The organism is Streptomyces sp. NPDC051020, from assembly GCF_040683105.1.
Lineage (GTDB): Bacteria > Actinomycetota > Actinomycetes > Streptomycetales > Streptomycetaceae > Streptomyces.
Window position 1 is genome coordinate 45,641 of the sequence record NZ_JBFBCG010000006.1, and the last position, 23,660, is coordinate 69,300.

Consider the following 23,660-nt stretch of genomic DNA (forward strand, 5'->3'; position numbering starts at 1 on the left):
CTGTCGTGTTCCGCGACCTACTTGGTCCACTCCGCCCAGGTCATGTTCCAGCCGTTGAGGCCGTTGTCCGGCTGGATGGTCTTGTCGCGGGAGTTCTTCACGATCACGACGTCGCCGATGAGCGAGTTGTCGAAGAACCAGGCAGCCGGGGTCTTCTTGCTCCAGGCGCCGCGCACGTCCTGCAGACCGACGCAGCCGTGGCTGGTGTTGGTCGAACCGAAAACAGAGGGCGCGCCCCAGTAGTTGCCGTGGATGAAGGTGCCCGACGTGGACAGACGCATCGCGTGCGGCACGTCCTTGATGTCGTACTCGCCGCCGAAGCCGACGGTGTCGCCGTTCATCCGGGTCACCTTGAGCTTCTCGCTGATGACCATCTGACCGTTGTACGTGGTGGTCGCAGGGGCGCCCGCGGAGATCGGGATGTTCTTGATCTGCTTGCCGTCACGGACGACCTTCATCCGGTGCGTGCTCGCGTCGACATGGCTGACCTGGCTGCGGCCGACGGTGAACGAGACCGTCTTGGCCTGCTTGCCGTAGACCCCCGGGCGTCCCTCGACGCCGTCGAGGTTGAGCTTCACGGTCACCTTGGTGCCCGCGGCCCAGTACTTCTCCGGGCGGAAGTCCAGGCGGTCGTTGCCGAACCAGTGGCCCTCGACCTGTACCGCCGGCTCCGCCGTCACCTTGATGGCCTTCTCGACCGCTTCGGGGTCGGTGATACCGCGGGTGAAGTGGATCGAGACCGGCATGCCGACGCCGACCGTGGAACCGTCCTCCGGCGTGTACTGCCCGATGAAGGTGTTTTTCGGCACCAGCGTGGTGAACGTGGTGTCCTTGGCCGACTCGCGGCCCTTGGCGTCCTTGGCGATCGCATGGACCGCGTACTTCGTCGCCGCGGCCAGGTGCTGCCCGGGCTCCCAGCTCGCGCCGTCCGCCGCGATCTTGCCCTCGACCTCGACGCCCTTGGGGTCCGCGACCTTGACCGTGGTCAGCTTGCCCTGCTCGGCGGAGATCTTCAGCGCCCCGCTGGTGGCGACCGAGTCGGCACCGTCCTTGGGCGTGACGGTCACCACCGCCTGCGAGGCGGTCGTGTCCGCGCTTCTGCCCCCGCCGCTCTTCCCGCCCTTGTCACCGGCGTCGGTGTCTCCCCCGCCGCACGCCGTCACCAGCAACAGCAGTGCACCCAGCACCAGAGCCGACAGTCCGGTGGTCCCCCGGCCACGCCGTCCGTTGTCCGCCCCGACCGATGTCCCCGATATCGGCTGCCCGTTCAATGTGGTCGTCTCCCCTCGCACGGCCTGGCCCCGCCATGGCCCTGGGAGCCTGCAGGCTCCTACCCCCGCGCGCTGCACATGCGCGCTAGCGAAAGATAATCACACGGACCTTGGAGAGATCCCCCCGTGGATGTCACCGTTCAGTCCCAAGTTGTCCCAGGACACCATCAGGTGACGCCCAGTAGGGCGGCGCAGGTGCCCGGCCGGCCCGCCCCGGTCCAGGACACCCTCGCGAGGCACCACGGAGCTTCCGCGCGGACGCGCTTCAACGGAGCGCGGAGCCCGCCTTCCACTGGGTCCGGTTCAGATTCCGGCCGACGAGCCCGTTGTCCGGCGCCACGTGCTTGTCCTCGGAGTCGACGACCGACGGCGTCCCCGATGAGCGTCCGGTCGAAGAACCATCCGGCCGGCGTGTCCCCGCTGCCGCCCACGCCCACGTCAGCGCGGTGACCATCCTCGCCCTGCCTTCTTCGCAGGGTGGTTCACGTCCCCCCACGACCAGGGCCGTCCGGGGGAAACGTGAGTGCGGGCCCCGCCGTGGGCAGAACTGAGGGGAGGACCACCTTCGGGGAGCCACGGCCGGGACGCCGTGCGCTCCTCTTCGGCGCCGGGTCCGATGAGCCGCGGGAGGCTGAGAGGTGTCGAGCGCAGCTGAGCAGGAGGCAGTGCGGGAGCCGGTCGGGAAGGTACTGGAACGGACGTCGGAGGAGGCAGGGGCCGAGGCCGGGACCGGCCCGTTGGAAAGGCGGCTGCTCGACGGCGGGCAGCGGCCGCCGGTCGTGTGGCCCGGTGCGCCGATGCCGCTCGGAGCCCGTTTCCGGGTGGGCCCGGACGGGGTGGCGGGCACCAACTTCGCGCTCTGGGCAGGCGGCGCCGAGGCCGTCGAGCTCTGCCTCTTCGACGGGGAGGGAAGCGAGACGCGCCTCCCGCTGACCGAGCTGACCCATGAGATCTGGCACGGTTTCGTGCCGGGCGTACGGCCGGGTCAGCGGTACGGCTACCGGGTGCACGGCCGCTGGGACCCGTGGACGGGTGCCCGCTGGAACCCCGCGAAACTGCTGCTGGATCCGTACGCACGTGCGGTGGACGGCTCGTTCACCCTGCCGGCCGAGGTCTACGGCCATGTGAGGGACTGGCCGCAGCAACAGGTCGCCGACACCGTCCGGGACGAACGGGACTCCGCTCCGTACGTACCGAAGGGTGTCGTCGTCCACGATGACGACGACTGGGCGGAGGACCGGCGCCCCAAGACGCCGTGGGCCGACTCCGTCATCTACGAACTGCATGTGCGTGGCTTCACCCAACGGCACCCGGAGATCCCGGAGGAGCTCCGGGGCACGTACGCCGGACTCGCCCACCCGGCGGCCGTCGGCCATCTGACCCGGCTCGGCGTGACGGCGGTGGAGCTGCTGCCGGTGCATCAGTTCGCCCACGAGGACCACCTGCTGCGGCGCGGACTGCACAACTACTGGGGATACAACTCCATCGGGTACTTCGCCCCGCACGCGGACTACTCGGCGAGCGGTACGGGCGGTCAGCAGGTCGGCGAGTTCAAGCGGATGGTGCGGGCGCTGCACGACGCCGGGATCGAGGTCATCCTCGACGTGGTCTACAACCACACGGCGGAGGCGAGTGAGCTGGGTCCGATGCTGTCACTGCGCGGCATCGACAACCGCGGCTACTACCGGCTCCAGTCCGACGCCCGGAGATACACCGACTACACCGGCTGCGGAAACACCCTGCATGTGGTGCAGCCGCATGTGCTGCGGCTGATCACGGACTCGCTGCGGTACTGGGTCACCGAGATGGGCGTCGACGGCTTCCGCTTCGATCTGGCGGCGGCGCTGGCCCGCTCGATGCACGACGTCGACATGCTGTCCCCGTTCCTCGCGGTGATCGCCCAGGACCCGGTGCTGCGCCGGGTGAAGCTCATCGCGGAGCCATGGGACGTCGGCAACGGCGGCTACCAGGTCGGCGCCTTCCCACCGCTGTGGACGGAGTGGAACGACCGCTACCGCGATGCCGTACGGGACTTCTGGCGCGGCGCCCTGCCCGATGTGCGGGATCTCGGCTACCGGCTGACCGGATCCAGCGATCTGTACGCGTGGGGCGGCCGCCGCCCGTACGCATCGGTCAACTTCATCACCGCGCACGACGGCTTCACGCTGCGCGATCTGGTCAGTTACGAGCAGAAGCACAACGAGGCGAACGGCGAGGGCAACCGGGACGGCACATCGCACAACCGGGCCTGGAACTGCGGCACCGAGGGCGAGACCGACGACCCCGGGATCAACGCGCTGCGCCGCCGCCAGCTGCGCAATCTGCTCACCACCCTGCTGCTGTCGACCGGGGTGCCGATGCTGGTCGCGGGCGACGAGATGGGCCGGACGCAGGGCGGCAACAACAACGCGTACTGCCAGGACAACGAGATCGGCTGGCTGGACTGGTCGCTGCTCGACCAGCCGGAGTGGCGGGAACTGACCGAGCTGACGGCGCGGTTGCTCACGCTGCGCCACACCCATCCGGTGCTGCGTCGCCGCGCCTTCTTCTCCGGCCGGCCGCAGGCCGCGGACGGGCTGCGGGACCTCGCGTGGTTCACCCGGCAAGGCACGGAGATGACGGAGGAGGACTGGTACGCACCGGCCGCGACCGTGGGGCTCTATCTCTCCGGGCGTGACATCCCGGGCCGGGACGCGCGCGGCGAACAGGTCACGGACGACAGTTTCCTGGCGATCCTGCACGCCGCCGACCGTCCGGGCAGCTTCCGGCTTCCCGGTCCGCCGTGGGCACGGGCGTACGAACTGGTGCTGGACACCTCGCTGGAGGACCAGTCCACCGCTCCGGGAACACTGCACCGCGGCTCCGAGATGCTCGCGGTGCCGGCGAGGGCCGTGGTGCTGCTGCGCGTCAGGGAGTGATGCGGAACAGGGCGGACGGCCGGGGTCAGCCGAGGATGCCGCGCTCGTAGGCGCTCGCGACGGCCGCGGCGCGGTCCTTGGCGCCCAGTTTCGCGAAGATGTGCGTGAGATGGGTCTTCACCGTTGCCTCGCTGATGAACAGTTCGGCGGCGATCTCCCGGTTCGAGGTGCCCTTGGCGACCAGTTCGAGCACCTCGCGCTCGCGGGCGGACAGCGCCTCGTGGCCCACGGCGCCGGGGGCACGTACGCGCGAGACGAGCCGGGAGGCGACCGCGGGCGACAGCACGGTACGTCCGTCGGCGGCCGCGCGCACGGCGGTGAACAGCTCTTCGCGGGGTGCGTCCTTGAGCAGATAGCCGGTCGCGCCCGCCTCGATCGCGGGCAGCGTGTCGGAGTCGGTGTCGTACGTGGTGAGGACGAGCACCTTGGACCGGGCGCCGCGCCCGGTCAGTTCGGCGATCGCGGCGACGCCGCCGCCGCCCGGCATCCGCAGATCCATCAGGACGACATCGGGGTCGAGCCGGGCCACGAGGTCGACGCCCTCCACCCCGTTCGACGCCTCCCCGAGGACCCGGAAGCCGGGGGCCGAGTCGAACATGCCGCGCAGACCGTCCCGTACGACGGGGTGGTCGTCGACGACGACGAGCGTGATGACGCGTGCGGGATCCTCAGCCATGGCAGGCCAACCGTACTGGTCATCGGCTGTGCTGAACCAGTGGCACCCGGGCGCAGACCGCCGTGCCGCGGCCCGGCTCCGTCTCCACCTCGACGGTGCCCGCGATGCGTTCGGCGCGGGCCCGCATGCCGCGGAGCCCGAAACCGCCCGCGCCGCTGTACGGCGGCAGGGCGGCCGGGTCGAAGCCGCAGCCGTCGTCCCGCACGTCCAGGGTCAGTTCGTCGCCCATGAAGGACAGGGTGATGCCGACCCGTGCGGCCCGGGCATGGCGGCCGGTGTTGGCGAGGGCTTCCTCGGCGATACGGAGCAGGGTGGCGGCTATCTCGTCGTGGACCGGCTCGGCGGTACCGGTGACGGTGAACTCGGCCCGGATCCCGTGACGTTCGGCCCAGCCGGCGACCGTCTTCTTCAGCGCGCCCGGAAGGTCGTCGTGCTCCAGTGCGGCGGGGACCAGATCGTGTACCGAGCGACGCGCCTCGCCCAGGCTGTGCCGGGCCAGTGCGGCGGCACGGTCGAGGTGCTGCCTGGCCAGAGCGGGATCGGTGTCGGCGACCGAGGTCACCACCTGGAGCTGGGCGATGATGCCGGTCAGTCCCTGGGCGAGCGTGTCGTGGATCTCGGCGGCGAGCCGGCGCCGCTCGTCGGCGACGCCCGCCTCGCGTGCCTGGACGAGAAGTTGGGCGTGCAGGCCCGCATTCTCCGCGAGGGCCTGTTCGAGACGGGCGTTGGCGGACTCCAGCTCGGTGATGGTGTCGACCTGGGTGCGGGCGTGCTCGGCCTCCCGGTCGCCGATCTGGGCGAACACCATCGTGAGAGTGCCGTGCAGAGCAAAGAGGATGCCGAAGGCGATCCAGTTCATGAGAGCGTCCGGCGGGAGGCCACTGCCGCACTGCGAGCCCGCCATGATGACGGCGGTGGCGAGCAGGCCGGCCCGAAAGGCCCGATCCGGGAGCAGCCGGCCCGCGTCGAAGTAGCCGAGCACCGCGAACATCGAGAAGAACGGGTTGCACCAGGTCAGTGCGAAGGCGAGCAACGTGCGGGCGACGAAGTAGAACTGCGCCGCCCGCGACTTCGGGGGAACACCCGGCCGAACCCGCCCCCACCAGAGCTGGAGGACGAGCGCCACCGGAACCAGTACCGCGACGGCGTACCCGTCCGCGCGGGACATGACGAGGCCGGCGGTCACGGCCGAGACCGCGGTGCCCAGGCCGAGCAGACCGTACGGCCCGTACCGGAAGAACCGATCCCCCAACTGCGCGGCCGTCGTCGGTCCGGTTGTGGTCGCCTCAGCCATGTCCCCCGCATTCATGGGTGAAGTCTCCCCCGGAACCGGTCACTCCCATCGGAACAGACGGGTCGCGAGCAGGGTCACCAGGGCCGCCCACAGCGCCATCACGCCCAGCTGGGCCCAGCCGGGCCAGCCTCCGGACGCCGCCCGGTCCAGGGCCTGGGAGGCCGCGCCGAACGGGGTGACCTCGACGATGCGCCGGAGCGTGTCGGGCATGGACTGCACCGGGATCCAGACCCCGGCGCTGAACATCATCACGAGGTTGACGACCGAGCTGATCGCGGCGGACGCCTTGGTGGTGCGGGAGAGCGCGCAGAGCAGTGCGCCGAGGACGAGGACGCTCGCCGTCGACAGGAGCAACGCCAGGACGTAGCCGAAGGGCTGTCCGGGCAGTGCGACACCGAAGGCGATCCGGCCGACGGCCATCACCACCGCGGTGGAGCCGAGGGCCGCGGCGCCGTGCAGGGCGATCTGCGAGGTGAGCAGGGCGGACGGCCGAACCGGAGTGGTCGACATGCGGCGCAGGATGCCGCGCTCGCGGTAGCCGGTGAGGACGGGCGGCATGGCCCCGATCCCGGCCATGATCATGGCGAGCAGCACCGACACCGGTACGTACAGATCGATGACGCGGCGGCCGCCGAGCGCGTCGTCGGGGTCCCGGAAGGACGGGATCAGGCCGAGGATCGTCAGCAGCGCGGTCGGGAAGACGAGGATCCAGAACAGGCTTCCGGGCTCGCGGAGGAAGAGCCGTGTCTCGGCCCTGAGTACCGCTGCCCATGGGGTGGTCGCGGTCTGTGCCTTGGCCGGGTTCGCCGTGGTCATCTCACGCCGCCTGTTCTGTGAGGTCGAGGAACGCGTCGTCCAGAGTGGCCTCGGAGACGCGGAGCTGGTGTGCCGATACGCGGTGGCGGGCCAGCAGCGAGATGACCGCGTTGACCGTCTCGTCGGTGCCGTTGATGACGATCCGGCCGTCGTTCTGCTCGACGGAGACCGCCCCGGGCAGCAGGCCCAGCTCGGTGTCGTCGAGCGGCTGTGACGGCGTGAAGGAGATAACCGTGGAGCTGCCTGCCTTGCTGATCAGACCGGACGGGGTGTCAAGGGCCACGACCCTCCCCTGGTCGATCACCGCGATCCGGTCGCAGAGCCGTTGCGCCTCCTCCATGAAATGGGTGACAAGGAGGACGGTCACACCACTGTCCCGTACCTCTTCGATCAGCTGCCAGGTGTCACGGCGGGCCCGCGGATCAAGTCCGGTGGTCAGCTCGTCGAGCACCACGACCCGTGGGTTGCCGACCAGGGCGAGGGCGATGGAAAGCCGCTGCTTCTGACCGCCCGACAGCTTGGCGAAGCGCGTGGTGAGCTTGGTGTGCAGACCGAGCCGTTCGGCCAGGGTCCGCCAGTCGGCGGGGTTCGGATAGAAGGCGCTGTACAGCTCCAGCGCCTCGCGGACCGTGAGCTTTGCCTGCAGCTCGCTCTCCTGGAGCTGGGCGCCCAGCAGTTGCGTCACTCGTCCGTGATCGGCGACGGGGTCGAGTCCGGTGACCCGGACCGTACCGGAGTCGGGGATCCGCAGACCCTCGATGCATTCGACGGTCGTGGTCTTGCCCGCGCCGTTGGGGCCGAGAATCCCGAAGATCTCCCCCTCGTCGACGGCGAACGTCACTCCGTCCACCGCGGTGCGCCCGGCGTAGGCCTTGTGCACCGCGTTCACTTCGATGATTGCCATGGCTACGAGGGTCCCGTCGGGCGGGGCCGCGCGGCATCGGCCATCACGCTCGAAACGACATCAGCCGATCGGTTGACTCCGCGGTACGACCGGGCGGTCACGGGCCGTTGGGGGACGAGATGTCGACAGAGCGACGAAAACCAGATGAGCGATGTCAGTGGTGAACCGTAGGCTCGCCCCTGATGCCCGAAACACATGTAGAGCCCAAGGACCGGTCCGCCGCGCGCTCCCTGCTTCGGCTGTGGCCTTACGTGAAGCCTGTACGCATCCGCCTGTCCGCGGCGGCGGCCGTGGCGATCGTCGCCTCCTGCCTCAGCCTGGTGATACCCCTCGTACTGAAATGGATCGTGGACGGCCCGGTCGCGCACCGTGATCCGGGCGGAGTCTGGCTCGGTGCGCTGTACCTCTTGTTGCTGGGCATCGCCGAGGCACTGCTCTTCGGGCTGCGACGATGGCTGGTGGCGCGGCCGCTGGCGGGCGTCGAGGCATCGATGCGGGCCGATCTGTACCGGCATCTGCAACGGCTGCCGGTGGCCTTCCACGACCGCTGGCCGTCCGGGCAGCTGCTGTCGCGCGGAACCACGGACCTGATGCTGCTGCGCATGTTCCTGGCATTCCCGCTGACGTTTCTCCTGGTCAACGCCACCACCATCCTGGTCGGTTTCATCATTTTGCTGGTGCAGCAGTGGACGCTGGGCCTGGTGCTGCTCGTACCGGTCGTGCCGCTGGTGATTCTCTGCTCCGTCTTCGAGACGAAGTTCGCGGTGGTGGCGCGCCAGGCCCAGGACCAGGTCGGCGACCTGACGACGGTCGTCGAGGAGAGCGTCCTCGGCATCCGGATCATCAAGGGCTTCGGGCGGAACCGAAGCCAGGCCCTGGCCTTCCGCGGCCTCTCGCAGCGGCTGCGCGGCACCGAACTCGACAAGGCGCGGCTGCTGGCCGGCATCTGGGCCTTCATCACCACGATCCCGGAGCTGGCGATCGGCGCGGCGCTGGTTCTCGGCACGATCCAGGTCGCCGACGGAGATCTCTCGGCGGGCACGCTGGTGGCGTTCCTGTCGACCGCGCTCGCGCTGCGGTGGCCGGTCGAGTCGATCGGTTTCCTTCTGGCGATGAGCCAGGAGTCGGCAACGGCGACCGAGCGGTTCTTCGAGGTGATGGATGTGGAGGAGGAACGCGAGACCGCCGCGGAGTCGTCCGCGGCGTCCTCGCAGCAGCACGCGGACGGCGGAATGGTCTTCGAAGGCGTCGAGTTCCGCTACCCCGACGCGGAGCCGGACTCCGTACCCGTACTGACCCGGATCGATCTGCGGATCCGCCCCGGCGAGACGATGGCTCTGGTCGGAGCCACGGGATCGGGGAAGACGACGCTCACCGCCCTCGTACCGAGGCTGCACGACGCCACCGCCGGGCGGATCACGCTGGACGGCACCGACATCACCACCCTGCGGCGCGAACAGCTGCGTGAGCTGGTGTCCGTGGCGTTCGAGGAGCCGACGCTCTTCTCGGCGAGCGTCGGGGAGAACGTCCTCATGGGCGCCGACGGCGCCGATGAGGACGAGCTGCGGCGGGCGCTCTCGATCGCCCAGGCCGACTTCGTGTACGACCTGCCGGAAGGCATCCACACCCAGGTCGGCGAGCAGGGGCTCAGTCTCTCCGGCGGTCAGCGGCAGCGCCTCGCACTGGCCCGCGCCGTCGTCGGGCAGCCGCGCTTCCTGGTGCTCGACGACCCGCTCTCCGCCCTGGACGTGCATACGGAGGCGCTGGTGGAGGCCGCCCTGCGGCGCGTGCTCGAGTCGACCACGGCCATCGTGGTCGCCCACCGGCCGTCCACCGTGATGCTCGCGGACCGGGTGGCGCTGCTGTCCGAGGGCCGGATCAGCGCCGTGGGCACCCACCAGGAACTGCTGCGCAGCAACGCCGAGTACGCGTGGCTGATGTCCGGCGCCGGGGACACGCCCGAATTCCTGTCCACCGACGGCATGCCTGCCATGGACGTCCCTGCCGAGAAGGACAGCACCCGATGACCAATGTGACGACCGGACGCCCCGCCGGAGCGGGCGGCAGCGACGAGAACGAGCCCCTGAGCGGCTCCGACGCAACCACCGGCACTGCGGACGCGGCCAGGGGCACGGACACCCTGACCCGCGACCGGCCGGCAACAAGACCGGACGGCACCACGCGGAAGGCGCCCGGGGCCGCTCCCGAACCCGGTTCCGCCTCCGGCGCCCAGGACCCCTTCGACCAGGACGACCTGCCCACTCCGCGCGGTGCGACCCGCGCCCTGCTGCTGTCCCTGCTCGGCCCGCACCGGGGCAGGGTGGTGGTGGCCGCGCTGTTCCTGCTGGTCCAGCAGGCCGCGGTCCAGGTGGGCCCGCTGCTCGTCGCGTACGCCATCGACAGCGGCGTACCCGCGTTCCGCGACGAGGACTACGGACCACTGATCGCCGTGGCCATCGGGTACGCGCTGTGCTCGGCCGGCGCGGGGAGCATGCAGTACGCGTTCATCCAGGCCTCCGCCCGGATCAACCAGGACGTGCTGCTCGATCTCCGGGGGCGGATCTTCCGTCATGCGCAGGCACTGAGCGTGGACTTCCATGAGCGCTACACCTCGGGCCGGCTCATCTCCCGGTCCACCACGGATGTGGAGTCGCTGCGGGAGCTGCTCAGCGAGGGGCTGCAGGAACTGATCGTCGTCGTGCTCTCCTTCATCTCCATCTCATTGCTGCTGCTGTGGCTGGACGTCGGTCTCGGAGCGGTCGCCGTCCTCTCGTTCGTGCCGCTGTATCTGCTGGTGCGGCTCTACCAACGGCGCGCCGGGGTGATCTACGCCGCCCGGTCGACAGCAATTGCATCGGTCATCGTGAAGTTCGCAGAGACGATCAACGGGATCCGTCCTGTCCAGGCGTTTCGTCGCGAGCGCGTCAACGACACAGAATTCGAGCGTCTCAACCAGCAGCACTGCCGGACGAACGGCGACGCGCTGCTGGAAATGGCGCGCTACGTGGTCGGCTCCCGGCTGGTCGCCAACACGGCGGTCGCCGGCATCGTGCTGTGGGGTGCGTACCGAGTCGCCTCCGGGACGCTCGCGCTCGGCGTGCTGGCCGCGGCCGTGCTCTACCTGCGACGGCTGTACGACCCGATTGACCGGCTCGGCATGTTCCTCAACTCCTATCAGTCGGCTGCTGCTTCGCTGGGGAAGATCGCGGGACTGCTGGCCCAGACCCCCTCCGTCCCCGAGGCGGCGAACCCGCGGGAGCTGCCTGCCCGCGCGGGTGAGCACCCAGGGCGTGGCGTCGTCTTCGACTCGGTGAGATTCGCCTACCGCACGGGCGGCGAAGTGCTGCCCCGCTTCGATCTGACGATTCCGGCCGGGCAGACCGTGGCCGTGGTCGGCTCGACGGGTGCCGGGAAGTCGACGCTCGCCAAGCTGCTGGCCCGGTTCTATGATCCGACCGACGGCCGGGTGCTGCTGGACGGGACCGATCTCCGCGATCTGGCCACGCCCGAACTGCGGCGCGGTGTCGTGATGGTGACCCAGGAGGCGTTTCTCTTCTCGGGGACGGTCGCCGAGAACATTGCCATCGGCCGCCCGGAGGCCTCCCGCGAGGAGATCGAGCGGGCCGCGAAGGCGATCGGCGCGCACGACTTCATCAGCGGACTGCCCGACGGGTACGACACGGATGTACGCAAGAGGGGCGGGCGGATCTCGGCGGGCCAGCGCCAACTGGTCGCCTTCGCCCGCGCCCTGCTCGCGGACCCAGCGGTCCTGATCCTCGACGAAGCGACGAGCTCCCTCGACATCCCCGGCGAACGCGCCGTGCAACGGGCCATGGACACGGTGTTGCACGGCCGCACCGCGGTCGTGATCGCCCACCGGCTGTCGACCGTGGAGATCGCGGACCGGGTACTGGTCATGGAGCACGGCCGGATCGTGGAGGATGGCTCCCCGTCCGAACTCATCGGCGGTACCGGCCGGTTCGCCGGGCTCCACCGCGCCTGGCGGGAAAGCCTGGCCTGAACCGCTGCCCCGGCAGGGGCCATCGGCGCGACCGCACCGGACGGGCGACCGGCCGGTGCGGCGGTGCCGCGTCGATCTTCGTGGATCGGCCCGGGGCGTCCGGTGTGGTGCATCGCAACGCGGAGGATCATCCTCGTACTGGACTGACCCGTTCAGAACGAGCCACCATGCACGACACTTTCGGCCATTGGTCACGACCCCGTGCTGAACGCGCCGTTCGCACAGATGTGTTCGAGCTCAACCGGGACCCGCTCATCAAAATCGGCCGCTCCGGACCACGAACGCCCTCTCGGTAACGACCGGTGGAACGTCCGCTTAACGAACATGACCTTTCTGGCAACGAACGAATTCCGGCCAACTTGTTGACGCGGTCCTGACAGGAACGTACATCGGCTGACACTCTTCCCACGTTCCGCGCACCGCCTGTTCTGCCCGGTCGGCTCACTCAGCCGCCGGTACCCCCCTCGCAGAAGGAGTCCGCGTGAGATCCACGCCCAGCCGTCGTGCCACCGCGACCGGCGCTCTGATAGCCGCAGCAGCCCTCCTCGCCGTCGGAGTCCAGGCCGGTACGGCCACGGCCACTCCCGGCAGCGCCACCGCGGCGGCGGCGACCGCCGACGCCAAACACGGCGCACTGGCCAAGCAGCTCACCCCGTCCAAGCGAGCCGAGCTGATCCGCGAGGCCAACGCGAGCAAGGCGGCCACGGCCAAGGAGCTCGGTCTCGGCTCTCAGGAGAAGCTCGTCGTCCGGGATGTCATCCAGGACAACGACGGCACCACGCACACCCGTTACGAGCGCACCTTCGCCGGCCTTCCGGTGCTCGGCGGCGACCTGGTCGTCCAGGAGACCAAGGCCGGCAGGACCGAGAGCGTCACCAAGGCGTCCAAGGTCACCTCTGCGCAGCTGAAGGCCGTCGACACCGCGGCCGACATCGCCCCGGCCAAGGCCGAGACGCAGGCTCTCGGCGCGGCCAAGGCCGCCGGTTCCAAGAAGACCGTCGCCGACCGGGCACCGCGCAAGGTGGTCTGGATGGCGCAGGGCAAGTCGCAGCTCGCCTACGAGACCGTCGTCGGCGGTCTCCAGGACGACGGCACCCCCAACGAACTGCACGTCGTCACTGACGCGTCCACCGGTGCGAAGCTCTACGAGTGGCAGGCCATCGAGACCGGTACCGGCAACACCCAGTACAACGGCCAGGTCACGCTCGGCACCGCGCCGTCGTACACGCTGACCGACACCGGACGCGGCAACCACAAGACGTACAACCTGAACCACGGCACCTCCGGCACCGGGACGCTGTTCTCCAACTCCACCGACGTGTGGGGCAACGGCACCCCGCAGAACGCCGAGACCGCGGCCGCGGACGCCCACTACGGCGCGGCCGAGACCTGGGACTACTACAAGAACGTGCAGGGGCGCGCCGGTATCCGGGGCGACGGCGTCGGCGCGTACTCCCGCGTGCACTACGGCAACGCCTACGTCAACGCGTTCTGGAGCGACAGCTGCTTCTGCATGACGTACGGCGACGGCAGCGGCAACGCCAAGCCGCTGACCTCCCTCGACGTGGCCGCGCACGAGATGACACACGGTGTCACCTCCACCACCGCCGGCCTGGTCTACAGCGGCGAGTCCGGCGGCCTCAACGAGGCGACCAGCGACATCATGGCCGCCGCAGTCGAGTTCTACTCCAACACCACCGCCGACCCGGGTGACTATCTGGTCGGCGAGAAGATCGACATCAACGGCAACGGCACCCCGCTGCGATACATGGACAAGCCGAGCAAGGACGGCGCGTCCAAGGACGCCTGGTACTCGGGCATCGGCAGCATCGACGTCCACTACTCCTCGGGCCCGGCGAACCACTTCTTCTACCTGCTCTCCGAGGGCAGCGGCGCGAAGACCATCAACGGCGTCAACTACGACTCGCCGACCTCCGACGGTCTGCCGGTGACCGGCATCGGTCGCGACAAGGCTGCCCTGATCTGGTTCAAGGCGCTCACCACCAAGTTCACCTCCACGACGAACTACGCGGCGGCTCGCACCGGTACCCTCGCCGCGGCCGGTGAGCTGTACGGCACGACCAGCGCCGAGTACAAGGCGGTCGCCGACGCCTGGGCCGCCATCAGCGTCGGTTCGCGTTCCGGCGGCACCGACCCCGGCGGCACGGTCTTCGAGAACACCACCCCCGTCGCCATCCCGGACCGCGGCGCGGCCGTCACCAGCTCGGTCAACGTCACCGGCATCACGGGCAACGCGCCCAGCACCCTCAAGGTCGGCGTGGACATCACCCACACCTGGCGTGGTGACCTGGTCATCGACCTCGTCGCCCCGGACGGTACGACCTACCGGCTGAAGAACTCCTCGATCAGCGACTCGGCGCCCAACGTCCAGACGACGTACACGGTCAACGCGTCGTCCGTGGCGGCCAACGGCACCTGGAAGCTGAAGGTCCAGGACGTCTACTCGGGTGACACCGGCAAGATCAACAGCTTCAAGCTGACCTTCTGAACCCAGCACCGCATTCCGAGAACGTGATGCGGCGAACCGCCCGGGAGGAGCTCTCATTCCTCCCGGGCGGTTCGCCGTGGGGTGGGCCGCATGATCAGGGTGCTGCTCGCCGACGACGAAAGCACGATACGCGCGGGTGTCCGGGCGATCCTCGCCACCGACCCCGCCATCGAGGTCGTCGAGGACGGGTGGTCAGCGCATCAGCAGGCCCGCACCGTCGCCCGTCGCCTCCGTCGGCAGTGCGACCAGGCCGAGTTCCGCGCTGGTTGCCAGCAACGGGTGAGCGGGAAGCACGCGGACCGTATAGCCGTAGGGGCCGGTGCGGTCGAGGGCGAGCGGGCCCTCGTACAGCCAGCGACCCTCCAGGTCCTGGCCTCCGGTCGGCTTCAGCGGGAAGAACTGGGCGTCCGAGATCGCGTCGGCGGAGTCGACCCGCCCGGCCACCGCCTGCACCTCCACATCGTCCGGCTCCAGTGCTCCGAGAGCGATCCGGACACGCAGCGCCAGCGTCGCCCCCAGCTCGGCCGAACCGCCGATCGTGCTGGGCGCCACGGCCTCCACATGGTCGACCGCGACCCGCGGCCAGGCAGCACGGACCCGGGCCTTCCAGTCCGCGAGCTCCCGCGCCGTGGCGGAGTCCAGGGAACGGTGGGCAAGCGCGGCAGGGGTGTACAGCCGCTCGACGTACTCGCGCACCATGCGTCCGGCGAGGACCTTGGGACCGAGCGTGCCCACGGTGCGGCGGACCATCTCGACCCAGCGCTCGGGAAGCCCGTCGTCGCCCCGGTCGTAGAAGCGCGGTGCCACCCGCTCCTCGATCAGCTCGTAGAGGGCATTCGCCTCCAGCTCGTCGCGCCGGTCCTCGTCCATCGCGGACCCGTCGGCGGTCGGGATCGCCCAGCCGAAGTCGGGTGCGAACCACTCGTCCCACCAGCCGTCGAGCACGGACAGGTTGAGACCTCCGTTGAGCGCGGCCTTCATGCCGCTCGTGCCGCAGGCCTCCAGGGGCCGCAGCGGGTTGTTGAGCCAGACGTCGCAGCCGGGGTAGAGCTTCTGCGCCATGGCCATCCCGTAATCGGGCAGGAAGACGATGCGGTGGCGGACCCTGGGGTCGTCGGAGAACCGGACCAATTCCCGGACCAGCCGTTTTCCGCTGTCGTCGGCGGGGTGCGCCTTGCCCGCGACAACGATCTGAATCGGCCGCGTCGGGTGCAGGAGCAGCTCCGTCAGCCGGTCGCGGTCACGGAGCATCAGGGTCAGCCGCTTGTAGGAGGGCACGCGGCGGGCAAAGCCGATCGTCAGCACATCCGGGTCCAGCACGCCGTCGATCCAACCCAGTTCGGCCGGCTCCGCACCACGCGTGCGCCAGGAGGCGGCAAGCCTCGTGCGGACCTCGGTCACCAGCTGTTCGCGCAGCGTCCGCCGCAGGTCCCAGATTTCGCGGTCAGGGATTCCGGCCGCCGCGTCCCAGCGTCCCGGCGTGCCACCGTACCGGGCTCGCAGCCCGAAGATCTCGGGGGCGACCCAGGTGGGCGCGTGAACGCCGTTGGTCACCGAGGTGATCGGCACCTCCGCGGCGTCGAAGCCCGGCCACAGCCCGGCGAACATCTGCCGGCTGACCGCCCCGTGCAGGGTGGAGACGCCGTTCGCCCGCTGAGCGAGCCGCAGGCCCATGACCGCCATGTTGAAGAGGGTGGGCTCGCCACCGGGGTACGTCTCCATACCGAGCTGCAGGATCCGCTCCACCCTGACACCCGGCAGTTCGCCGTCGTCGCCGAAGTGACGGGCGATGAGTTCCCGGTCGAAGCGATCGATTCCGGCAGGCACGGGGGTGTGGGTGGTGAACACCGTGCCGGCCCGCACCGCCTCGACCGAGGAGTCGAAATCCAGCCCGGTTCCGGAGAGTTCACGGATGCGTTCAAGACCGAGGAAACCGGCATGCCCCTCGTTGGTGTGGAAGACCTCTGGGTCCGCGTGCCCGGTGAGCCGGCAGTAGGTCCGCACGGCTCGTACGCCGCCGATGCCGAGCAGCATCTCCTGGAGCAGCCGGTGTTCGCTGCCACCGCCGTACAGCCGGTCGGTGACCTCGCGCTCGCCGGGTGCGTTCTCCTCCACATCGGAGTCGAGCAGGAGCAGAGGGACGCGGCCGACCTGGGCCTGCCAGATGTAGGCGTGGAGCGAGCGGCCCCCCGGAAGGGCCAGTACCACGCGGCTCGGTGTTCCGTCGGCCTCGCGCACCAGGGTGAGCGGCAGTTCGTTCGGATCGAGGAGCGGATAGTGCTCCTGCTGCCAGCCGTCGCGCGACAGGCTTTGCCGGAAGTAGCCGCGCCGGTAGAGCAGGCCGACCCCGACGAGAGGCACACCCAGGTCGCTGGCGGCCTTCAGATGGTCCCCGGCGAGGATGCCGAGTCCGCCGGAGTACTGCGGAAGGGCTGCTGTCACGCCGAACTCGGGCGAGAAGTACGCCACGGCGGCGGGCAGTTCCGCACCCTGCGCCAGCTGCTCCTGGTACCACCGCGGACCGTTGAGATACTCCTGGAGGGCGGCGGACGCCTCGGTCAGCCGGTGCAGAAACCGCTGGTCCTGGGCCAGCTCGGCAAGGCGCCCGGCAGAGACGGCGCCGAGCAGACGTACGGGATCGGAGTCCGCCGCGTGCCTGCCCTCCGGGTCGACTGCCTGGAAGAGCTCACGTGTCTCGGTGTGCCAGGACCAGCGCAGGTTGCGGGCGAGGTCGCTGAGCGGTTGAAGGGGATCGGGGAGGACAGGACGCACGGTGAATCGACGAATGGCCTTCACGCATTCCACCTTTACAGGCGACGTACGAATCCGAGGGGACGCACCACGGTGTGCGCCGCTGCGTCACCCTCGACGGTAACGGTGTGCCGTACTCCGCAGCCACGGCGCGCGACCGGCTCACAACGAATGGCGCCCGGCGATCCGCCCGCCCCCGGATCCGCCCCTGGCCCCGGCCCCGGCCCCGGCGCAGTCCCGGCGTCGGATCAGCGGCCCCCTGCGTCTCGTCCGCCCCATCGCCCCCTCTCCGTAGATCGGTACTCATCCGCCCCAGGCGTTATGGCCGATTCCACCCCCTCGGGCAGCCTTGTGGCCCTTCACGGCACAGGGAAGGCTGCCCAGTGGCGTGTACGGGGGCCGGGTCGAGGCGGACCGGCCGGCCTTCGACGCGACTCCGTGCGACGCGCACCACGTCGAGGAGGAGGTTTCGGTTCATGGGACTGACACGACGACACCCACGACCGGCACAGGACGATGCGGACAGGCGTGGCCGAAGCCCCTGGCGCTGCCTCGGCGACGGCTGAGGACGGTCTTCGCGAGCCTCCGCACACCGGGCGGAGCCGGCGTAGTCAGACCTTCACCGCTACGCCCGAGTAGTTAACAAACCACCGGATTGGCCCCCCGACAACCGCGGGAAGGCTTCTGCGGTACACATCCCGAATACAGCCCGAATGCGGTTCATCTGCGGTGCGGCAGCGGTTCGTATGCAGTCCTTACGCGTCCGGTGCGCATCCGGTACTCACCCGCGCACCACACCCGCGCCCCAGCCATTCGAGTGCCATTCGAGTGAATGCGGAGAGGAGCGGCCATGCTCACACCCCATCAGCCGTCAACGGAGCAGCTAGAAAGGACGGACCCCCACAGTCGCGGCGTACGCACTCGTCTCTCCACGCCCGCCCCGCGTCCCGTGCAGCCCGAGTTCCAGTCCCCAGGTGATTCCATGATCGGTCGCATTCCCGTCCTCGACGTCCGTCCTCTCGTCGATTGCGGCAGAAGGCCCGCCAAGGCCGTTGCCGGTGAGACCTTCCAGGTCACGGCCACCGTCTTCCGTGAGGGGCACGAGGCGGTCGCCGCCAATGCCGTGCTGCGGGATCCGAGCGGCCGTCCGGGTCCGTGGACGCCGATGCGGGAGCTCGCTCCCGGCACCGACCGCTGGGGCGCCGATGTCACTCCGGACTCCGAAGGGCACTGGACGTACACGGTCGAGGCCTGGAGCGATCCGGTGACCACCTGGCGCCAGCATGCGCAGATCAAGATTCCTGCGGGAATCGACACCGCGCTCGTCCTGGCGGAGGGCGCCGAGCTGTACGAGCGGGCCGCCGGGGGTGTACCGAAACAGGACGGGCGTGAGGCGGTGCTGGCCGCGGCCGATGCGTTGCGCGACGCGTCACGGCCGGCCGCCGCGCGGCTCGCTGCCGCGCTCGCCCCCGAGGCCACCGCCGCGCTCGCCCGCCATCCTCTGCGCGAACTGGTGACCGCGGCCCGGCCGCTCCCCCTCGTCGTCGAGCGCCGACGGGCCCTGTTCGGTTCCTGGTACGAGCTGTTCCCGCGGTCGGAGGGTGCCAGGTTCGAGCCGGCCGAGCCGGCGAAGGCGAGCAAGGGCAGGACGGGGAAGGCTGCGGACCATCTGCAGAAACACCGGGGAAGGGTTGTCAGCGGCACGTTCCGTACTGCTGCCGAGCGGCTTCCCGCAGTCGCCGCCATGGGGTTCGACGTCGTCTATCTGCCGCCCATCCACCCCATCGGGACCACCCATCGCAAGGGCCCGAACAACTCGTTGTCAGCCGGTGCCCACGACGTGGGGGTGCCGTGGGCGATCGGTTCGGCCGAGGGCGGTCACGATGCCGTCCACCCCGAACTCGGCACGCTCGACGACTTCGACCACTTCGTCGAAACCGCCCGCGCCCTCCGCATGGAGATCGCGCTGGACTTCGCGCTCCAGTGCTCTCCCGACCATCCGTGGGTGGAGAAGCATCCCGAGTGGTTCCACCACCGCCCGGACGGCACCATTGCGCACGCGGAGAACCCGCCCAAGAAGTACCAGGACATCTATCCGATCGCCTTCGACAAGGATCTGCGGGGGCTGGTCGCGGAGACCGTCCGCATCCTGCGGTTCTGGATGGACCACGGGGTACGGATCTTCCGCGTCGACAATCCGCACACCAAGCCGGTGATCTTCTGGGAGAAGGTGATCGCCGACATCAACCGCACCGACCCCGATGTGATCTTCCTGGCCGAGGCATTCACCCGCCCCGCGATGATGCATGCGCTCGCCACGGTCGGTTTCCAGCAGTCGTACACGTACTTCACCTGGCGCAATACCAGGCAGGAGCTCACGGAGTACGTCACCGAGCTGGCCGGTGAAACGGCCTCCTCCATGCGGCCCAACTTCTTCGTGAACACCCCGGACATCCTGCCGGGCTATCTCCAGGACGGCGGACGCCCGGCCTTCGAGGTGCGGGCCGTGCTCGCCGCGACGCTCTCGCCGTCCTGGGGCGTGTACGCGGGGTACGAGCTGTGCGAGAACACCCCGGTGCGGGCCGGCAGCGAGGAGTACCTCGACTCGGAGAAGTACGAAATCCGGCCCAGGGACTGGGAGTCGGCGGAGCGCGAGGGCCGCTCCCTGGCTCCCCTCATCACCTCGCTCAACCGGATCAGGCGCCGTCATCCCGCACTGCAGCAGCTGCGCGACGTGCACTTCCACGCCGCCGACAACGACGCGCTGATCGTGTACAGCAAGCGCTCGGGTTCGAACATCGTTCTGGTGGTCGTCAACCTCGACCCTCACCACACCCAGGAGGCCACGGTCTCGTTGGACATGCCGCACCTCGGCCTCGACTGGCACGAGACCGTGCCGGTGCGCGACGAGCTCACCGGCCACACCTATCACTGGGGCAGGACCTGCTATGTGCGTCTGGAGCCGGGCGTCACGCCCGCGCACATCGTCGTCCTGCGACCGTCCCCGCCGACCGGAGGGTCACCCACACCATGATTGTCAATGAGCCCGTCCACGACACGTTCGAGGACACCCCGGCCAAGGACCGCGATCCCGACTGGTTCAAGCGCGCCGTCTTCTACGAGGTCCTCGTCCGGTCCTTCCACGACTCCAACGGCGACGGCATCGGCGATCTCAAAGGCCTCACCGCCAAGTTGGACTACCTGCAGTGGCTCGGCGTCGACTGCCTCTGGCTGCCGCCGTTCTTCACGTCGCCTTTGCGCGACGGCGGATACGACGTCTCCGACTACACGGCCGTACTGCCGGAGTTCGGCGATCTCGCCGACTTCGTGGAGTTCGTCGATGCCGCGCACCATCGCGGGATGCGCGTGATCATCGACTTCGTCATGAACCACACGAGCGATCAGCACGAGTGGTTCCAGCAGTCGCGCAGCGATCCCGACGGGCCGTACGGCGACTACTACGTCTGGGCCGACGACGACAAGCAGTTCCCGGACGCGCGGATCATCTTCGTCGACACGGAGACGTCCAACTGGACCTTCGACCCGGTGCGCAAGCAGTACTACTGGCACCGGTTCTTCTCCCACCAGCCGGATCTCAACTACGAGAACCCGGCAGTGCAGGAGGAGATCGTCTCCGCCCTCCGGTTCTGGCTGGATCTCGGTATCGACGGCTTCCGCTTGGACGCCGTGCCGTATCTGTACCAGCGAGAGGACACGAACTGCGAGAACCTGCCGGAGACCCACGAGTTCCTCAAGCGGGTGCGCAAGGAGATCGACGCGAACTACCCGGACACCGTGCTGCTCGCCGAGGCCAATCAATGGCCGGAAGACGTCGTCGACTACTTCGGTGACTTCCGGGCCGGCGGCGACGAGTGCCACATGGCGTTCCATTTCCCGGTGATGCCGCGCATCTTCATGGCCGTGCGCCGCGAGAGCCGCTATCCGGTCTCGGAAGTCCTGGCGAAGACCCCGGCGATTCCCTCCGGTTGCCAGTGGGGCATCTTCCTGCGCAACCACGACGAGCTCACGCTCGAGATGGTCACGGACGAAGAGCGCGACTACATGTACGCGGAGTACGCCAAGGATCCGCGGATGCGGGCCAACATCGGCATCCGGCGGCGGCTCGCATCCCTCCTGGACAACGACCGCAACCAGATCGAGCTGTTCACAGCCCTGCTCCTGTCGCTGCCGGGTTCCCCGATTCTGTACTACGGGGACGAGATCGGGATGGGCGACAACATCTGGCTGGGCGACCGGGATGCCGTACGCACCCCGATGCAGTGGACGCCCGACCGGAACGCGGGATTCTCCTCCAGCGATCCGGGGCGGCTCTACCTCCCCACGATCATGGACCCGGTCTACGGCTACCAGGTGACCAACGTCGAGGCGGCGATGGCCTCGCCGTCGTCGCTGCTGCACTGGACACGGCGGATGATCGAGATCCGTAAGCAGAATCGGGCCTTCGGTCTCGGGTCGTACAACGAACTGCCGTCCTCGAACCCCGCGGTGCTCGCCTTCACCCGTGAGTACAAGGACGATCTCGTGCTGTGCGTGCACAACTTCTCGCGGTTCGCGCAGCCGACGGAGCTCGATCTGCGAACGTTCAACAGGCGTCATCCGGTGGAGCTGATCGGCGGGGTGCGCTTCCCCGCCATCGGTCAGTGGCCTTACCTGCTGACTCTCGCCGGGCACGGGTTCTACTGGTTCAGGTTGCGGAAGGACGCGCCGCAGATCTGATGCGGCGCCACTTTCGCGCATGCCCAGCGGGGCGGTTTCCGCCGCCCCGCACGGGGCAGTCTCTCCCCATATCGAGCTCTTCAGGGCCTTTCTCCCCGAATTCGCCCAAGTCCTTCGGAGTTCGGCGGAGTCGCCTTTGCCGGTCTTGGTCCGTCGGGGACCTCAGGGGGCTCCCGGGGTTCCTGGAGCCCTGCGCGTCGAGTCCGTACGGACCATCCTGACCCGACACGTCCCGCACAGCCGGACAGCTATTGCCGCAATCCGGGACACTTTTCGCATCCTGTGGTGTGCCCGGGGAAAGGACGCGATGCCATGTCGAAGGCTGCATCCACTCGGGTCGCCCTCGCCAACAGCACAGCACTACTCCCGTCACTCGCCCCACTGCTGCATGAGTGGCTGCCTCGGCAGCGGTGGTTCGCAGGCAAGGGACAGCCGGTCACAGCCTTCTCCCTTGTCTCAGCGACCGAAATACTGCCGGTGGATGCCGAATCCGCAGGGAACGACGCCGACAACGGGCCCGGGCTGCTCCATCTGCTGGTCCGGGTCCATCAGCCGTCCATGCCGGCCTCGCCCGACGACTGCTACCAGATGCTGCTCGGAGTCCGGGCCACGCTGCCACCGTGGCTCGCCCCCGCCCTCATCGGCCATGTGAAGGGGGGTCCACTGGCCGGTCTGGCGGTCTACGAGGGGTTGCACGATCCGCGGCTCGCCGAACTTCTGCTGGAACGGTTGCGCACCCCCGGCACCCTCGGCCCCCTCCGTTTCGACCGGGGCGCCGCCCCCGTCCCCGCCGGGCTCGCCCCGCGGGTGCTCGACACGGAGCAGTCCAACTCCTCGCTCGTCTACGGCGACGCCTACATCCTGAAGATCTTCCGCAGGGTCTTCCCGGGGACCAATCCCGATCTGGAACTGCCGCTCGCCCTCTCGCGGGAGGGCTGCGGTCGGGTGCCGGAACCCGTCGCCTGGTTCGAGGCGACGGCATCGGAGCCGCTCACCCTCGGCGTTCTCCAGCCCTTCCTGCGGGGCGCGGAGGACGGCTGGCAGCTTGCGCTACGGGCACTGGCCACGGGCCATGACTTCACCCGTGAGGCCCACGCACTCGGACGCGCCACCGCCGAGGTGCACACGGCACTCGCCGCCGCGCTGCCGACGCCCGTGCTGCGCCGCTCCCAGACCGAGAATCTCGCCGCCGGGATGATGGAGCGGCTGGAGGCGGCTGCCCACGCGGTACCGGCGCTGGTGCCGTATGTTCCCGGGCTGCGTACCGCGTTCGACGCCGTTGCCGCACTGGGTCACAGGGGCCGGAGCTGGGCCGCGCAGCGCGTGCACGGCGATCTGCATCTCGGCCAGACCCTGCGCGCGGCCGACGGCTTCTGGTCACTGATCGACTTCGAGGGCGAACCGGCGCGGCCCCTTCTGGAACGCCGCCGTCCGCAGCCTCCGGTGCGCGACATCGCGGGCATGCTCCGTTCCTTCGACTACGCGGCCCGCTCCCACCGGCCCTGGGACGCCGAGTGGGCGGCACGCTGCCGGACTGCCTACTGCGACGGGTACGCGCAGACCGCAGGCGTCGATCCGCGCAGCGAACCGGAATTGTTGCGGGCCCATGAGACGGACAAGGCGGTGTACGAGGTGGTGTACGAGGCCCGGCACCGGCCCGACTGGCTGCCGGTGCCGATGGCCGCCATCCAACGTCTGGCCGCCGCCGTCGACTGATGCGCCGCACACCGCTCGGTTTCGGCCACGGCGGCGTTCCCCCGCCC

Annotated in this window: 13 protein-coding genes and 1 pseudogene; 8 read left to right on the forward strand and 6 right to left on the reverse strand. The window is 69.3% G+C overall.

The window, feature by feature from the left end:
* Nucleotides 1-17: 17 nt before the first annotated feature.
* Nucleotides 18-1,271, reverse strand: coding sequence for an Ig-like domain-containing protein (locus tag AB0N06_RS05335; RefSeq protein WP_366133367.1), 1,254 nt, complete (start codon nt 1,269-1,271; stop codon nt 18-20).
* A gap of 638 nt (nt 1,272-1,909) precedes the next feature.
* On the opposite strand from AB0N06_RS05335, the gene glgX reads away from it, so the two are divergent.
* Nucleotides 1,910-4,189, forward strand: a complete 2,280-nt coding sequence (gene glgX / locus AB0N06_RS05340) for a glycogen debranching protein GlgX (RefSeq protein WP_366133368.1) — start codon at nt 1,910-1,912, stop codon at nt 4,187-4,189.
* Between the two features lie 25 nt (nt 4,190-4,214).
* On the opposite strand, the gene AB0N06_RS05345 is transcribed toward glgX, so the two are convergent.
* The 4 genes from AB0N06_RS05345 to AB0N06_RS05360 are packed head-to-tail and all read right to left on the reverse strand — an operon-like array spanning nt 4,215 to nt 7,879.
* Nucleotides 4,215-4,865, reverse strand: coding sequence for a response regulator transcription factor (locus AB0N06_RS05345; protein ID WP_366133369.1), 651 nt, complete (start codon nt 4,863-4,865; stop codon nt 4,215-4,217).
* Between the two features lie 19 nt (nt 4,866-4,884).
* Nucleotides 4,885-6,159 (reverse strand): sensor histidine kinase, encoded by a 1,275-nt coding sequence (locus AB0N06_RS05350; RefSeq protein WP_366133370.1) that lies wholly within the window; start codon nt 6,157-6,159, stop codon nt 4,885-4,887.
* A gap of 39 nt (nt 6,160-6,198) precedes the next feature.
* Nucleotides 6,199-6,975, reverse strand: a complete 777-nt coding sequence (locus tag AB0N06_RS05355; protein WP_366133371.1) for an ABC transporter permease — start codon at nt 6,973-6,975, stop codon at nt 6,199-6,201.
* Nucleotide 6,976: 1 nt separating this feature from the next.
* Nucleotides 6,977-7,879, reverse strand: coding sequence for an ABC transporter ATP-binding protein (locus AB0N06_RS05360; RefSeq protein ID WP_366133372.1), 903 nt, complete (start codon nt 7,877-7,879; stop codon nt 6,977-6,979).
* A 182-nt stretch (nt 7,880-8,061) separates the two neighbouring features.
* Between AB0N06_RS05360 and AB0N06_RS05365 the strand changes: the two genes are divergently transcribed.
* The 4 genes and pseudogenes from AB0N06_RS05365 to AB0N06_RS05380 all read left to right on the forward strand — a co-directional run.
* A complete protein-coding gene (locus tag AB0N06_RS05365; protein ID WP_366133373.1) occupies nt 8,062-9,906 on the forward strand; it encodes an ABC transporter ATP-binding protein in 1,845 nt (614 codons plus the stop codon).
* The gene (locus tag AB0N06_RS05370; protein ID WP_366133374.1) at nt 9,903-11,900 is read left to right on the forward strand and encodes an ABC transporter ATP-binding protein; all 1,998 of its coding nucleotides are present in this window, start codon (nt 9,903-9,905) and stop codon (nt 11,898-11,900) included. Before AB0N06_RS05365 ends, AB0N06_RS05370 begins: the two co-directional genes overlap by 4 nt.
* Before the next feature lie 481 nt (nt 11,901-12,381).
* On the forward strand, nt 12,382-14,409 hold the full coding sequence (locus AB0N06_RS05375; protein WP_366133375.1) for a M4 family metallopeptidase: 2,028 nt from the start codon (nt 12,382-12,384) through the stop codon (nt 14,407-14,409).
* 90 nt (nt 14,410-14,499) lie between these two features.
* A pseudogene (locus AB0N06_RS05380) lies at nt 14,500-14,595 on the forward strand (DNA-binding response regulator); the annotation flags it as partial.
* A gap of 6 nt (nt 14,596-14,601) precedes the next feature.
* Here AB0N06_RS05380 and glgP read toward each other — a convergent pair.
* Nucleotides 14,602-17,205 carry an alpha-glucan family phosphorylase gene (glgP, locus tag AB0N06_RS05385; RefSeq protein WP_366133376.1) on the reverse strand — a complete coding sequence of 868 codons (2,604 nt, stop codon included), beginning with the start codon at nt 17,203-17,205 and terminating at the stop codon, nt 14,602-14,604.
* Between the two features lie 937 nt (nt 17,206-18,142).
* Here glgP and AB0N06_RS05390 point away from each other — a divergent pair.
* From AB0N06_RS05390 to AB0N06_RS05400, 3 genes are all read left to right on the forward strand, one after another.
* The gene (locus tag AB0N06_RS05390; RefSeq protein ID WP_366133377.1) at nt 18,143-20,194 is read left to right on the forward strand and encodes an alpha-1,4-glucan--maltose-1-phosphate maltosyltransferase; all 2,052 of its coding nucleotides are present in this window, start codon (nt 18,143-18,145) and stop codon (nt 20,192-20,194) included.
* Complete coding sequence (gene treS, locus AB0N06_RS05395) at nt 20,191-21,897, forward strand: maltose alpha-D-glucosyltransferase (protein WP_366133378.1); 1,707 nt, start codon at nt 20,191-20,193, stop codon at nt 21,895-21,897. The genes AB0N06_RS05390 and treS overlap by 4 nt, the downstream gene beginning before the upstream one ends.
* Nucleotides 21,898-22,209: 312 nt before the next feature.
* Complete coding sequence (locus tag AB0N06_RS05400) at nt 22,210-23,613, forward strand: maltokinase (RefSeq protein ID WP_366133379.1); 1,404 nt, start codon at nt 22,210-22,212, stop codon at nt 23,611-23,613.
* Nucleotides 23,614-23,660 lie beyond the last annotated feature (47 nt).

Bases quoted from the DNA above. Each gene is read 5' to 3' on its own strand.
- AB0N06_RS05345 (WP_366133369.1), bottom strand. From the start codon at position 4,865: ATGGCTGAGGATCCCGCACGCGTCATCACGCTCGTCGTCGTCGACGAC.
- AB0N06_RS05350 (WP_366133370.1), bottom strand. From the start codon at position 6,159: ATGGCTGAGGCGACCACAACCGGACCGACGACGGCCGCGCAGTTGGGG.
- AB0N06_RS05355 (WP_366133371.1), bottom strand. From the start codon at position 6,975: ATGACCACGGCGAACCCGGCCAAGGCACAGACCGCGACCACCCCATGG.
- AB0N06_RS05360 (WP_366133372.1), bottom strand. From the start codon at position 7,879: ATGGCAATCATCGAAGTGAACGCGGTGCACAAGGCCTACGCCGGGCGC.
- AB0N06_RS05365 (WP_366133373.1), top strand. From the start codon at position 8,062: ATGCCCGAAACACATGTAGAGCCCAAGGACCGGTCCGCCGCGCGCTCC.
- AB0N06_RS05370 (WP_366133374.1), top strand. From the start codon at position 9,903: ATGACCAATGTGACGACCGGACGCCCCGCCGGAGCGGGCGGCAGCGAC.
- AB0N06_RS05390 (WP_366133377.1), top strand. From the start codon at position 18,143: ATGATCGGTCGCATTCCCGTCCTCGACGTCCGTCCTCTCGTCGATTGC.
- treS (WP_366133378.1), top strand. From the start codon at position 20,191: ATGATTGTCAATGAGCCCGTCCACGACACGTTCGAGGACACCCCGGCC.
- AB0N06_RS05400 (WP_366133379.1), top strand. From the start codon at position 22,210: ATGTCGAAGGCTGCATCCACTCGGGTCGCCCTCGCCAACAGCACAGCA.